General features: G+C 35.1%; 11 protein-coding genes, 1 tRNA gene and 1 pseudogene. 7 read left to right on the forward strand and 6 right to left on the reverse strand.

Annotated features, from left to right (window positions below):
* Positions 1-31 precede the first annotated feature (31 nt).
* The 4 genes from DB891_RS12490 to DB891_RS12505 all read left to right on the forward strand — a co-directional run bounded on the left by DB891_RS12490 (position 32) and on the right by DB891_RS12505 (position 2,691).
* Positions 32-454 carry a PaaI family thioesterase gene (locus DB891_RS12490; RefSeq protein ID WP_116763916.1) on the forward strand — a complete coding sequence of 141 codons (423 nt, stop codon included), beginning with the start codon at positions 32-34 and terminating at the stop codon, positions 452-454.
* A gap of 41 nt (positions 455-495) precedes the next feature.
* Entirely contained in the window at positions 496-1,560 is a 1,065-nt protein-coding gene (locus DB891_RS12495) for an isochorismate synthase (RefSeq protein WP_116763917.1), read from the forward strand.
* A gap of 262 nt (positions 1,561-1,822) precedes the next feature.
* Complete coding sequence (gene bshB1 / locus DB891_RS12500) at positions 1,823-2,539, forward strand: bacillithiol biosynthesis deacetylase BshB1 (RefSeq protein ID WP_116763918.1); 717 nt, start codon at positions 1,823-1,825, stop codon at positions 2,537-2,539.
* Between the two features lie 76 nt (positions 2,540-2,615).
* Positions 2,616-2,691, forward strand: a tRNA-His gene (locus DB891_RS12505).
* 62 nt (positions 2,692-2,753) lie between these two features.
* Here the strand turns inward: DB891_RS12505 and DB891_RS12510 are convergent.
* The 5 genes and pseudogenes from DB891_RS12510 to DB891_RS12530 all read right to left on the reverse strand — a co-directional run bounded on the left by DB891_RS12510 (position 2,754) and on the right by DB891_RS12530 (position 8,646).
* Positions 2,754-3,866: a PAS domain-containing sensor histidine kinase gene (locus DB891_RS12510; protein ID WP_116763919.1), complete on the reverse strand. Its 1,113-nt coding sequence runs from the start codon at positions 3,864-3,866 to the stop codon at positions 2,754-2,756.
* Positions 3,867-4,053: 187 nt separating this feature from the next.
* Complete coding sequence (locus tag DB891_RS12515) at positions 4,054-5,070, reverse strand: M28 family metallopeptidase (protein ID WP_116763920.1); 1,017 nt, start codon at positions 5,068-5,070, stop codon at positions 4,054-4,056.
* A 24-nt stretch (positions 5,071-5,094) separates the two neighbouring features.
* A pseudogene (locus DB891_RS12520) lies at positions 5,095-5,867 on the reverse strand (dienelactone hydrolase family protein).
* Positions 5,868-5,970: 103 nt separating this feature from the next.
* Positions 5,971-8,169, reverse strand: coding sequence for a penicillin acylase family protein (locus DB891_RS12525; protein ID WP_116763921.1), 2,199 nt, complete (start codon positions 8,167-8,169; stop codon positions 5,971-5,973).
* 24 nt (positions 8,170-8,193) lie between these two features.
* Positions 8,194-8,646, reverse strand: coding sequence for an Lrp/AsnC family transcriptional regulator (locus DB891_RS12530; protein ID WP_116763922.1), 453 nt, complete (start codon positions 8,644-8,646; stop codon positions 8,194-8,196).
* Positions 8,647-8,886: 240 nt separating this feature from the next.
* On the opposite strand from DB891_RS12530, the gene rocD reads away from it, so the two are divergent.
* The 3 genes from rocD (at position 8,887) to DB891_RS12545 (ending at position 12,621) form a co-directional block, all read left to right on the forward strand.
* Complete coding sequence (gene rocD, locus DB891_RS12535; RefSeq protein WP_116763923.1) at positions 8,887-10,137, forward strand: ornithine--oxo-acid transaminase; 1,251 nt, start codon at positions 8,887-8,889, stop codon at positions 10,135-10,137.
* Positions 10,124-11,107: an arginase gene (gene rocF, locus DB891_RS12540; protein WP_223256101.1), complete on the forward strand. Its 984-nt coding sequence runs from the start codon at positions 10,124-10,126 to the stop codon at positions 11,105-11,107. Before rocD ends, rocF begins: the two co-directional genes overlap by 14 nt.
* Before the next feature lie 203 nt (positions 11,108-11,310).
* Entirely contained in the window at positions 11,311-12,621 is a 1,311-nt protein-coding gene (locus DB891_RS12545) for a M28 family metallopeptidase (RefSeq protein WP_116763924.1), read from the forward strand.
* A 290-nt stretch (positions 12,622-12,911) separates the two neighbouring features.
* Here the strand turns inward: DB891_RS12545 and DB891_RS12550 are convergent, their stop codons facing one another.
* On the reverse strand, positions 12,912-13,400 hold the full coding sequence (locus DB891_RS12550; protein ID WP_116763925.1) for an SRPBCC family protein: 489 nt from the start codon (positions 13,398-13,400) through the stop codon (positions 12,912-12,914).
* Positions 13,401-13,452 lie beyond the last annotated feature (52 nt).

Below are 13,452 nucleotides of genomic sequence, written 5' to 3' on the forward strand. Positions count from 1 at the left end.
TGTATTTTTACATTCTTTAAAATCTAAAATCATGACAATAGACAAAGATAAAATGCTCGAATATTGTAACGAGTTTTCCAAAAACACTTTGATGGAAACGTTGAAGATCGAGTTCATAGATGCCGGAGAGGGATTCCTTGTTGCCAAAATGCCTGTTAATTCGTTAGTGCATCAACCGATGGGATTGTTGCATGGAGGTGCTTCGGTGGCTTTGGCAGAAAGTGTGGGAAGTGCAGCTTCGCATTTTTTTATTAATGATAAAAATCAAGAAGTACGCGGTATCGAGATTTCGGCCAATCACTTAAGGAGTATCCGTGAAGGTGTTGTTTTTGGAACTGCCCGTATTATTCATAAAGGGAGAAGTTTGCATCTTTGGGAGATTAAAATTACGGATGAGGAAGGGAATTTGATTTCACTTTGTAAATTGACTAATATGGTTTTGACGCGCCCCTAACCCCAAAAGGGGAAAATTTGATTTTTTATTATTAAAGTAGTATGAGTGATTTTTTTGAAAAAGTTATAAAACAACAAGAACAAAAGCTTCCTTTTGTTTTGTATTGCAAATCCAATTCGGATACGATAATTGGAATGTTTCAGCATAATGATACATTGTTTAATGTGGTCGATTTTACCGAGAAGGGATTTGTGTTTGCTTCTTTCGATGGAAATAGTATTCATTTAATTCCCGAAAACCAATCAGAAATAACTGCTGTTATTAGAGAAAAAGGGGGAGTTGAAATATCGAAAAAGAAGGAGAAGGTTTCAACTGTGTCAGAAAAAAAAGATTTCGAAAAGTTAGTTTCTAAAGGGATTCAAGCCATAGAAAATCAAGAATTCAAGAAGGTCGTTCTTTCACGCAAAGAAATAATCGAACTGGAAAATTTTGATTTGGTTGCTACTTTCGAAAAATTAGTTCGATTGTATCCCAACACTTTTGTGTACTGTTTTTATCATCCCAAAGTTGGAGTTTGGCTTGGTGCAACTCCTGAGCAATTGGTAAAAGCCAATGTCAATGTATTCGAGACAATGGCCTTGGCAGGAACCCAAAAAGATTATGGCTCTGATGCAGTTGTTTGGGAAAAGAAAGAAAGGGAAGAACAGCAATATGTTACAGACTATATCGTAGATCAACTCCAAGAGGTGGCGCTGGAGGTTTCGGTTACGGAACCTTATAGCATTAAAGCGGGGAGTGTTTGGCATCTTAAAACCGATATTTGGGGCGTTCTAAATGCTGGTTTTAGTTTAAAACAAGTTGTTTATTTATTGCATCCTACTCCAGCAGTTTGCGGATTGCCAAAAGAAGCTTCTAAAGCCTTTATTTTGGAAAATGAAAATTACGATCGAACTTTTTATACCGGATTTTTGGGCGAATTGAATACAAGTTTTGCGGTTGATTCCGTTAGCTCGGATCTGTTTGTCAATTTGCGTTGCATGCAGATTTGTGACTCGCAAGCATATTTGTATATGGGATGCGGAATTACCAAAGACAGTATTCCTGAAAATGAATGGATGGAAAGTGTTAATAAATCGATGACGATGAAGAGGAGTTTGGATTTTTAATTCTAAAAGGCAGAAAGCAGGAAACAGAATTCAGGAAGAGGAAAGAGAAAGCATAAAAAGACAAAATTTTGTCATAAAGAATTGCCATAATATTGTCTTTCCGACGAAGGAGGGATATCCGAAAGTAACTCGACAATCCTAATAAATAACACATTCAAGATCCGAAAAAAAAATAATATTGAGGAATAGTATTGCGGAAGTAGTTTACAAAAGATAGGAGAAAGAAAACAGAAAGCAGAAATTAGAAAAAAACATAAAATAAATGAAATTAGATATACTAGCATTTGGTGCACATCCGGACGATGTAGAATTGGGATGTGCAGGAACGATTTTAAAAGAGATTTCTTTGGGTAAAACGGTTGGAATTGTTGATTTGACCCGAGGAGAGCTTGGTACTCGTGGTTCTGCCGAGATTAGGGATCAGGAAGCAAATGCTGCTGCGAAAGTATTAGGGGTTTCTGTTCGGGAGAATCTGAATATGCGGGATGGCTTTTTTGTAAATGATGAAAAACATCAATTGCAAGTGATTCAAATGATTCGGAAATACCAACCACAGATCGTGTTGTGCAATGCGATAGATGACAGGCATATCGATCACGGAAAAGGAAGTCAATTGGTTTCGGACGCTTGCTTTTTGTCGGGCTTGTTAAAGATTGAAACGGTTCTCGATGGTGTTATTCAAAAACCATGGAGACCTAAAGTGGTGTATCATTACATACAATGGAAAAACATAGAACCGGATTTTGTGGTGGACATAACTGGGTTTACTGAGGCAAAAATTGAATCGATATTGGCCTATCGTTCGCAATTTTATGATCCCAATTCAAAAGAACCGGAATCTCCCATATCGAGTAAAAACTTCTTGGAAAGTCTAAATTACCGTTCAAGGGATTTAGGAAGGCTAACTGGGGTAGAATATGCTGAAGGTTTTACGGTAGAAAGGTATTTGGCAGTCAATAGTTTAGGAGATTTGTTGTAAAATTGTTGAATTTTTTTTGATTTTTTGTTTGGAGAAGTAAACATTTATCCTATCTTTGCCACCGCTAAGCGCAAATGGTGGTTGTAGCTCAGTTGGTTAGAGCATCGGTTTGTGGTACCGAGGGTCGCGGGTTCGAGCCCCGTCTCCCACCCAGAAATAATAAGCCTTGAAGAAATTCAAGGCTTTTTTTGTGGAGTAAAGTTTCGTGCTGTAATTAGCTTATTTCCGTTGTTTCTTTTTTAAAGGATATAGTAAACGTTGTTCCTTCATTAATTTTACTATCTACTTCAATTTTACCACCTAAACTGGTGATGTGATTATTTACTAAATAAAGTCCGATTCCCTTACTGTCAATATGGTTGTGGAACTTTTGGTGCAGACCGAAAACTTTGTCTTTTACAAGATCCATATCGAATCCGAGACCGTTGTCCGAAAAAAACAATTGATCTATTCCGTTGTTATTTCTGGAATAAATAGAAATAATTGGCGAGCAACTTGGTTTGGCATATTTAATCGAATTGGTTATTAAATTTAGGAATATACTTTCTAAATACGCTTTGTTGAAATTAATCTTTTCAAGTTCAGAAAAGTCAGCATGAAGGGTAACTTTTGAATTTTGGATCAAAGAGAAGATGGAGTGTTTTACTGCTTTGAGGGATTCATTCAAGTCTACTTCTTCAACCTGAGCAATTGCCTTATCCTCATGAATTAAAATGTCTACATAATCGTTTAAAGCTTGTTTTAAACTTTCACTGGTTGATTTTAGCATTTCAATAAATTCCAGTGTTTCTGGGTCATCAATTTTAGAAACATCTAAAAGACTGAATATAGAAAGCAGATTATTTACCGGAGATCTCAGATCATGGGAACTATTATAGCTTAATTTCTTGAGGTCTTTATTGATTTTCGTAAACTTAGTAAGAAGTAAATTTCGTTCCTCTTCCAGTTTTTTATTGTGTGTAATGTTTTTAGCAATCGCATAAACTAATTTATCATCGACTATTGGCATAGAGGTCCAAGAGAGCCATACAATCCCGCCACTCTTTGTTACGTATCGATTTTCGAAATTCAAAAGTGGTTTGTTATTAGTCAGTTCCTCTCTGACTTTTGCAGTAAAATCCCTGTCATCAATATGGATAAATTCATTGATGGGTCTTGAAAACAATTCTTCATTTGTGTAACCCAATAATTTAGAAACGGCAGGGTTTGTTTTTTTGAAGAAACCATCAAATCCTGCGATACATAGTAAATCAGCTGATATTTCAAAAAAATGTTCGAATATAAAAGTGTTATCCGGATTTGGAATTGAATTATGCTTTTTTGTCATTTTCGTGTAATAGAATTGTTATTGTTTCTATGTTTTTTGAGAATAACAGAAAAGACCTATTAAAGAATCTCCTTATGTTATTTCTTTATTAGAATGTAATGCATTGTCAGGTTTCGAAAACTGGACATAAATTTAAAAAAAAAAGGATCATCAAATTTCTTCGAAGTTCCTTTTTTTACTAATATATTTATTTAAGCGGTTTGTCAACTACAATTCTCTCTGGTCTGTTGGCCAAATCCCATGCAATAACAAAGGCGAGTTGCGCTCTTTTGGCCAAGGCATCAAATTCAATTTTATCTACTTCATCTGATTTTTGATGATAATCGGCATGAACACCATTGAAAAGGAATACAGATGGGATGCCATTTTTGGCAAAATTATAATGATCAGAACGCTCATAAAAATGATTTGGATCTTTCGGGTCGTTGAATTTGTAATCCAAATCTAAATGGGTGTATTTATCGTTTTGTGCAACGGTTATATTGTGTAAATCGGTTGACAGTCTATCGGCACCAATAACATAGACATAATTGTTGGTATTTGCATGTTCTACATCGCGACGGCCTATCATATCAATATTAATATCGGCAATGGTATTGGCAATTGGAAATAACGGGTTTTCGGAATAGAATCTAGAACCATGCAAACCATGTTCCTCGCCAGTTACATGAAGAAATAATATAGAACGTTTTGGACCATGACCTGCTTTTTTTGCTTTTTGAAAAGCTTGGGCAATTTGCAGGATAGCAACAGTACCAGACCCATCATCATCGGCACCATTATAAATATCTCCGTTTTTGATACCTACATGGTCGTAATGTGCTGAAATGACTAAAACTTCATTTGGCTTTTCAGAACCTTCAATATAAGCCCAAATATTTTCAGAATCGGGTAAGTTCTCGTTGCGTTTGGCATTCAAGTAGGCCGCAGGAACTGGTTGGTAATAGTTTTTGGCTCCCTTAGGATAAGAGATGCCGCTTTTTTTGTACTGACTGATAAGATATTCACCGGCTTTTTTTTGGCCTTTAGATCCAGTGTCGCGACCTTCCATTTCGTCAGAAGCAACGATATAGAGTTTGGTCTTTAATTGATCTGCGGTTATGGTGTTCATGAACGTTGTTGTAATGTCATTGTTGACTGCCTTTTTTTGGGCGAAACAGGATAGTGTCGTCATAAACACTAAAAGGGCTAGGTTTTTTTTCATATAGGGATTGGAATATTTAATTTGTTATTTTTTCAAAACTTCATTCAAGAATAGTTTCAAGTGCTCAAAAGAACGTTTGTCTGCTTTTTCATTGTAGGCAGCTCCTTTAGAATTGTCATTCCCTGCTTCTGGATTGGTAAAAGAATGAACGGCATTTGCATAATAAATCATTTGCCAATCGGCTTTTGTATCCCGCATTTCTTTTTGAAATGTTAAAATTTCTTCGGTAGATTCATACGGATCATCGGCTCCGTGACAGATCAAAACTTTGGTATTGATAGGTTCTACTGGTCGTAAATGGTCTTTAGTCAAACTTCCATGAAAAGACACAACTCCTTTTACTTTTAGATGTCCACGAGCGGCTTCAAGTGCTCCTGTGCCTCCAAAACAATAGCCAATAGCTACAATGTTATCTGGATTGGCACCAGCGGCAATTAATTGTTGTAGAGCTAAGGAAATTCGCTTTTGATAAGCTTCGAAGTTTTTTTGTAAAAACCAGCCTTATTACCAGCCTCATTGTTGTCTTTTGGATAATTTCCTTCACCATAAATATCGGCTATGAAGGTATAATATCCCATTTTTGAAAGTTTGTCAGCAGTGTCTTTAGAGAGTTTGTCAATGCCTCTCCAAGCGGGAAGAATCAGAATTCCTGGTTTTTCAACGCTTTTATTTACAGGAGCTATTTTATAACCATTTAAAATTTGTGCCTCATCTTTGTATTGTACCGGTTTTAATTGCGCAAATAATTGACTACCAAATAATACTATTCCAAAAAATATGAATTTTAAATTTTTCATGGCTTTGTTTTTACAAATATCAGAATAATAATGATATAAAAAAACCTCGAAAGTTACTTCTTTCAAGGTTCTCTAAAATTATAAATTTAATGGTTTTTATCTATTATTCTCCAGGATGGTAAGTGCGTTCGGCATTTTTATCGATATCTTCTTTATAAAATAAGACGTCTTTGAATTCTCCTTTTTGATACATTTTTGCTTGATCCATAAAGTGTTTAGATTTTGGATCACCGCTGTTTCCTCCAGCCAAAAGTGATTTGGCTTTTATTTTGGGTCCAAATTCAACGGCACATACAAAGCTGTTTCCGTTGTAACCGTATCTTTTCTTGGTACCATTTTGATACCCACTTTTGTATGCGGGTAAACTTCCCCAAAGTGCCGATCCGTTTCCAATAGGTAAACTTTCGAGAGTGTCATTAAAAGTTAAATCGATATCGCCAGAGGTACGTTGAAATCTGTTGAGTTCTCCCCAGAGTATTTGCCAGGTTCCGAATTTAGTTTTTAATTCGTTTATTACAGTTTGCAATTGGGGAATCATTTGATCTGCAGTTGCATTTTTGGCAAATTGAATGGTGTTTTCTACTTGATCCATTTCCCCTTCGTCGATATAAACTTTTTGAGTAATAGGATTTAGTTTGTATCCCCATTCATTGGCCAAAGTAGTGGCTATTGATTTTTCATTGGCATAATAGTCCCAATTTTTTAACACTGTAATGGGTTCTATTAACTCGTTATAAAGTGGATTTTCGGGTTGGATGTTTTTTTTAAAACTAGTCACCAAAGCTGGAATCAAAACTTCAAAAATAGAAAGTTTAGAATCATATCCGTCGGCAATAACTTTGTCTAGTGTGTACTCTTTTCCTTTGCTTAAAACACGAACGGCATTTATGCCTCTATAATTTTCCCCGTCTGGAGCCATATACGGTAGGTAATTTTCTTCTTTCGGACTATTGGATCCTGCAACACTGTATGGAGTTGAATTGCAGTTTTGTAACCAACCATTTGTTGGATTGAAAAGATGTACCGTTTCAGACGGATTGTGCAAGCCTTTCCATTGTGTTGTTGATGTAGTCCCATCCATCACTTTGGACCAATTTAAATTTTTATCCCGAATAGGAATAAAATTCCCATGCCAGTAGGCAATATTTCCTTTATTGTCAGCATAAACCGTATTGTTTGAGGTGTTGGCTTTCAATTCCATTGCTTTTTTATAGTCGTCAAAGTTTTTAGATTTTGTGCGTATCCAACTTTGTTCCAGGCTTTTCATAGAACGATTTTTGGATTTTAAACTAATCCATTTTCCGTCTCTTTTGGCCATAATTGGGCCTTTATTGGTGAAATAAGTGGTAAACGTTTTTGGGATTAATTTGCCGTTTTTTAGATAACTGATGGTAATTTTCTTTTCTATTACTGGATATAATTTGGTGTCGTATTCATAAAAAAGTTTTTTGTTTTTAGTGACTATTTTTTCGGCATACATATCGGCTACATCCACATTAGACGAAGTGTGCATCCAACCACAATTTTCATTAAATCCCTGATAAATAAAAAATTGTCCCCAAGTTACCGCTCCATAGGCATTCAAGCCTTCTTCGCTATTGATTTGTATTTCAGGTCTGAAATAAAAAGAAGTATGCGGATTGATGTATAAAATAGCATTACCGCTGGCTGTTTTTGATGGAGCGATGGCAAAACCGTTAGAACCTGTTTGCATGTCTTTTATTTTTTCGACATAAGCAAATTTGTCATCACTTCCGTAAAAGGATTTTAATTCTGAGTTTGATAGGTCAGCTGTGCTTATTGCTCCGATGCTACCGTCTGTCCAAAGTAAAGGAAACCAAGGCTCAAAATGGGTTAGCATTAAGGGCTTCACTTCTGGATGTTTGTATAAATAATAGTTTATTCCGTCAGCATAACTGTTTAATAATTTTTTTAACCATGGAGCTGCATTTTTGTAATCGGTTTTGGCTTCATTGGCATCAATTAATAAACGAGTTTCTAGGTCATTGTATAAAACAGATTGGCCTTTTACTTCGGCAAGGCGTCCTAGTTTGTCAATGTAATTCATTTCAACTCTCTTGAAATCGTCTTCGCATTGTGCATATAGCATTCCGAAAACAGCATCAGCATCTGTTTTGCCATAAACGTGAGCAATTCCCCAATTATCACGGATAATTGTAACTTCTTGGGTTAACTTTTTAAGTCTGGTAATTTCTTTAGTATCTGGATTTTGTGCAAACACATTAAAACTGATACAGATAAAAAGAATTCCAAATTGTAAATAGTTTTTGTGATTGTGCATATTTAGTGATATTAAATTATTGAATTAAAGACTAACATTACGTTTGAAAGCACAACCCAATTCAATTAGCGAATCCGTTTTGGCAATCCCAGGGATGTTATCAATTTGCTCATAAAGTAGTTTTCTCATGTGCTCGTGATCCTTTGCAATCATTTTTATATAAAGAGTGTACTGACCTGTAATAAAATAACATTCCGTAATTTCAGGAATATTTTTCAAAGCTTCAATCACTCTTTCGGAATCATGGTCTTTTTTTAGTGTAATTCCAGTGAAAGCACCCCAGTCATAGCCGATCTTCTTTTCATTTAGAGTAGGCTTAATTCCCGTTATAATTCCTTGCTCGATTAAGCGATTGATGCGTTGATGCACCATAGTATTGGATATCTTAAGATTACTCGCAATTGCAGAAAAGGCCATTCTTCCGTCTTTTTCTAATTCCTTGATTATATTAATGTCGAATTCATCTAATATTTCCATTTTTGGGTCTATTTAAGTTAAAATCACTTTTTTTGAAGTTATAAAAGTAATTGTTTTTTATTTATGTTTAAATGGATTCATAAAATCAAATAATAAAATTTTAAAAATTACTTTTTTTTAAGTTTTATTAAATTAATTATGTTTAAATATGGTTAAAATTAAGTCAAAAAACACATATTTATGCTTTTGAATAGAAATTTTGATTACTTTTGTCTAGTAACTATTTAAAAACATCTAATTATGACACATACAACAGAAAAACTTTCTTCAAAATCAGAAGTTTTAATTGAAAAAGAAAACAAATACGGAGCCCATAATTATCACCCGCTACCTGTTGTATTAGATAGGGGAGAAGGAGTATATGTTTGGGATGTAGACGGGAAAAAATATTATGATTTCCTGTCGGCATATTCTGCCGTAAATCAAGGACATTGCCATCCAAAAATTGTTGGTGCTATGGTAAAACAAGCTCAAACATTGACATTGACATCGCGTGCGTTTTATAACGACCAATTAGGCGTTTATGAGGAATATGTAACCAAGTATTTTGGTTTTGACAAAGTGTTGCCCATGAATACTGGTGCTGAAGCTGTAGAAACCGCTTTGAAATTGTGTAGAAAATGGGCTTATGAAGTAAAAGGAATCCCAGAAGATCAAGCGCAAATTATTGTTTGCGAGAATAATTTTCACGGAAGAACGACTACCATTATTTCATTCTCTAATGATGAAACGGCGCGTAAAAGTTTTGGTCCATTCACGGCAGGATTTATAAAAATTCCTTATGATGATATCGAGGCTTTAGAAAATGTATTAAAATCAACAAAAAATATTGCGGGATTTTTGGTAGAACCTATTCAAGGAGAAGCTGGAGTTTATGTTCCTACCGAAGGTTATTTGGCGAAAGCCAAAGCACTTTGTGAGCAACACAATGCGTTATTTATTGCCGATGAAGTACAAACAGGAATTGCAAGAACAGGAAAGTTATTGGCTGTACACCACGAAAATGTGCAACCAGATATTCTTATTTTAGGTAAAGCAATTTCTGGGGGAGTTTATCCTATTTCGGCAGTTTTGGCAAATGATACTATTATGAATGTCATCAAGCCGGGACAGCATGGTTCTACTTTTGGTGGAAATCCAGTTGCAGCAGCGGTTGCGATTGCTGCTCTTGAAGTAGTACGTGAGGAAAATTTGGCTGAAAATGCAGAACGTCTTGGAATTCTTTTGAGAAAAGGACTTAACGAAATTGCCGAAAGAAATCCATTAATCACTTTGGTACGTGGTAAAGGTTTATTGAATGCCATTGTTATTAATTGTGGAGAAGATTCAGATTTAGCTTGGGATATTTGTTTGCGTTTTAGAGATTATGGATTATTGGCTAAACCAACACACGGTAACAAAATCCGTTTGGCGCCACCATTAGTAATCACGGAAGTTCAAATCCAAGAATGTCTTACTATTATTGAAAAAGCGTTAAATGATTTCAAATAAAGTTATGATGGAACGGGCGATAAAATTAATAAAGAACAGGTCTGATATTGGTGCAGGTACGCGTGGTTCTGATATGGGAATTGATGCGATAGAAATTGCAGCTATTAATCAGAACAGTGACTACTTTAACGAATATGATTTTGAGGATGTAAAAACCCACAACGAATCCATATACGACAAAGACCGAAATTCGTTTGCTAAAAGGATAGAACATGTTGTAGAACAATGTACAAGAGTTGCTCATTCTGTAAAGAAAAATTTGGAAGCTAATTTTTTTCCGATTGTTTTGTCTGGAGATCATTCTTCGGCTTTGGGAACTATCAGCGGAATAAAAGCGGCTTATCCCGATCAAACTTTAGGAGTTATTTGGATTGATGCCCATGCCGATTTACATTCACCATACACATCACCTTCAGGGAATATTCATGGTATGCCATTGGCAGGAGTTCTAGGTGAGGATAATTTAGATTACCAAATCAATGAAGTAGCGACAGAAACGGAACAGCATTGGGAAGAAATGAAAAATATTGGGTATCCGGGACCAAAAATTTCGGGTAATGATTTAGTGTATTTTGGTGTTCGTGATACAGAAAAAGCAGAGGATAAGCAAATAGAAAAATTGCACATCAAGAATTATAAAGTTGATGAAATACGCTATCGAGGTCTGGAAACCTGTGTTTCTGAAGCTTTAATAAATTTGGCACATTGTGATATACTATATATATCTTTTGATGTAGATTCGATGGATTGTGATTTGATTTCTTACGGTACGGGTACTCCGGTTCCAAGAGGATTTGATCAGTTTGAAATTATTGAAATTATCAACCAAATTATTAAGTCCAAAAAAGTGGTTTGTATTGAATTTGTTGAGGTAAACCCACTTTTGGATACCAAAGGAAATAAAATGGCAGAAACTGCTTTTCAGGTTTTGGAGGCAATTACTTCTACGCTTATTTTGCCAATTGAATAGTTAATTTGGTTACATACGATTTTATTGAATAGAATTAAAAAATCTAAAAGCAATTTTGTTTTTAGATTTTTTTTATGATTATTTTTGGATGACGATTGCGCCCAACTGGTTAAGATTTTAAAAACAATACTTGTGCTTAAAGTGTAACAAAACGTTATAATTCTTGTCATACTAATGAATCTAGTTTTTAATAAAAGTAAAATATGAAAAAAAGTGTTTTAGGTTTTTTTTATCTTAGTTTAGGTTTTAGTTGTGCCGTTAAAGGGCAATCCATTGACAAAATCATTGCTCCAAAAGAAGTGACTCGAATAGAAAAAATACTCTCTGCAGATGATATGCAAGGTAGAAGAACCTTTACTCCAGGGATAGATAAAGCATCGGCTTTTATTGAATCGGAATTTAAGAGAATTGGATTGCAAACTTTTAATGGAGCTCCCAATTTCAGACAGGAGTTTTCTATGACGGAATCAAAAGCGGTTACTTCAAAAATCACTATCGATGGCAAAGAAATAGACAACACTAAAGTTGTTGCATTCTCTTATCAACTCCAAGTTTCTTTGACGGAGAAAAACGATATTTCGGTTGTTAAAATTAACAAAGGAGATAATATAGGCCAAAAGTTTAATGAATATTACAACGGTACAAAAAGTGTATTGGTCTTGGTTGACGCCTCTTTTAATGCTGTTTTAGCCGATATTAAGCATATCGACAGAATTACTGCAGATCCAAAAGAGAATACGGTTCTATTTGTTTTTGGAGTTTCAGAAGCCACTACTTTTTCTATAGATCTTAAAAATACAATTTCAAAAAAAGCGTTGAATAATGTGGTTGGGATATTGCCAGGAAAAAGCAAACCTGATGAGTATGTGATTTTTTCTGGTCATTATGATCATCTTGGTGTTGGAGCTCCAGTAGAAGGAATGCCTCATAATGCAACCGATTCTATTTATAATGGCGCCAATGATGATGCAGCCGGAACTACGGCAGTAATTATATTGGCGGACTATTTTAAAAAGTTAAACAACAATGAGCGTACCATCATTTTTACCACATTCGTAGCCGAAGAATTGGGTGGTTATGGAGCCAAATTTTTCTCTAAACAAATGGCTCCAGAAAAAGTGATTGCCATGTTCAATTTGGAGATGATCGGAACCGAATCCAAATGGGGTAAGAACTCAGCCTATATTACAGGATATGAAAAAACGAACATGGGAGCCATATTGCAAAGAAACTTAGAGGGAACCGCTTTCAAATTCTATCCGGATCCGTATCCAGAACAACAATTATTTTATCGTTCGGATAATGCTACTTTGGCTAAACTTGGAGTTCCTGCACACACTATTTCGACTTCAAAAATGGATAGCGAGGCTAATTATCATACCGCCGATGATGAAATAGAAACGTTGGATATTGATAACATGACCGAAATAATTAAGGCTATTGCACTAAGTTCGTCTAGTATTATAGGCGGAAAAGATGCTCCAACAAGAGTAGATACTACCCAGTTGAGATAATTGAAAACCAATTAGTAATTAAGCCAAAAGCCCCGAATTTAATAAATCCGGGGGTTTTTCTATGATATGAGATTGTGTTTAACCCGTTGGGTGTAATTGTTTTTTTACCACATAGAAGCATAGAATTTATAGCTTTTGAAAAGAGTTTGATAGATGTTTTACTTTTCACATAGTCAATCTATGTGAAAAATAGTGCTATTTTCTATTCTTTCTTTAATTACTAGTTCTAGATCTATGTATCTATGTGGTTTATTTTTTATTTAAACAGAATTACACCCAACGGGTTGTGTTTATTGATTTAGTAAGTCGTTCAATTGATTCAACCCCATTGTATAACCTTCTTCAAAACCCATCTCAAGAATTTGTTTCATATCTTCTTCCTGAGAGAATGTAATCACGTTGGTTACTTCGGTTGTTCCGTTTTCTTCCTGAAAAGTGTTTTTCCAATTCATTCTCGGAAAGTCCATGTTTATCTTTCCGTCCTCATCGCAAAAAGCATCGGTAGCTTCATAGGATTCCATCGGGTTTATGTTTTTAAATTCGGCGTAACACCAATGTTTCTCGCCTTCGGGAGAGAGCATGTAATACAGCCATTGTCCACCATTTTTAAAATCGGCTTGTTTCGTAATGGTCTGATAAGGCTTGGGTGCCCACCATTTATCCGTAATTTCTGGATTGGTAAAGGCGTTCCAAATTTTATCTTTGGATGCCTTGAATTTACTGATGATTGTGATTTGCTTATTGGGAAAATCCTTGTCTATTTTAATTAAAAGGCTCATTTTTTTTGTTTAAAAAGTATAAAAGAATAATAGAAGGCTAAAGTTATATATT

The sequence above is a fragment of the Flavobacterium laiguense genome (assembly GCF_003097655.1).
GTDB classification, from domain to species: Bacteria; Bacteroidota; Bacteroidia; order Flavobacteriales; family Flavobacteriaceae; genus Flavobacterium; species Flavobacterium laiguense.

What these genes read in the sequence shown, in the direction of transcription:
- DB891_RS12545 (WP_116763924.1), top strand. Translation starts at nt 11,311, where the DNA reads ATGAAAAAAAGTGTTTTAGGTTTTTTTTATCTTAGTTTAGGTTTTAGT.
- rocF (WP_223256101.1), top strand. Translation starts at nt 10,124, where the DNA reads ATGATTTCAAATAAAGTTATGATGGAACGGGCGATAAAATTAATAAAG.
- DB891_RS12515 (WP_116763920.1), bottom strand. Translation starts at nt 5,070, where the DNA reads ATGAAAAAAAACCTAGCCCTTTTAGTGTTTATGACGACACTATCCTGT.
- DB891_RS12525 (WP_116763921.1), bottom strand. Translation starts at nt 8,169, where the DNA reads ATGCACAATCACAAAAACTATTTACAATTTGGAATTCTTTTTATCTGT.
- DB891_RS12495 (WP_116763917.1), top strand. Translation starts at nt 496, where the DNA reads ATGAGTGATTTTTTTGAAAAAGTTATAAAACAACAAGAACAAAAGCTT.
- DB891_RS12510 (WP_116763919.1), bottom strand. Translation starts at nt 3,866, where the DNA reads ATGACAAAAAAGCATAATTCAATTCCAAATCCGGATAACACTTTTATA.
- DB891_RS12550 (WP_116763925.1), bottom strand. Translation starts at nt 13,400, where the DNA reads ATGAGCCTTTTAATTAAAATAGACAAGGATTTTCCCAATAAGCAAATC.
- rocD (WP_116763923.1), top strand. Translation starts at nt 8,887, where the DNA reads ATGACACATACAACAGAAAAACTTTCTTCAAAATCAGAAGTTTTAATT.
- DB891_RS12530 (WP_116763922.1), bottom strand. Translation starts at nt 8,646, where the DNA reads ATGGAAATATTAGATGAATTCGACATTAATATAATCAAGGAATTAGAA.
- DB891_RS12490 (WP_116763916.1), top strand. Translation starts at nt 32, where the DNA reads ATGACAATAGACAAAGATAAAATGCTCGAATATTGTAACGAGTTTTCC.
- bshB1 (WP_116763918.1), top strand. Translation starts at nt 1,823, where the DNA reads ATGAAATTAGATATACTAGCATTTGGTGCACATCCGGACGATGTAGAA.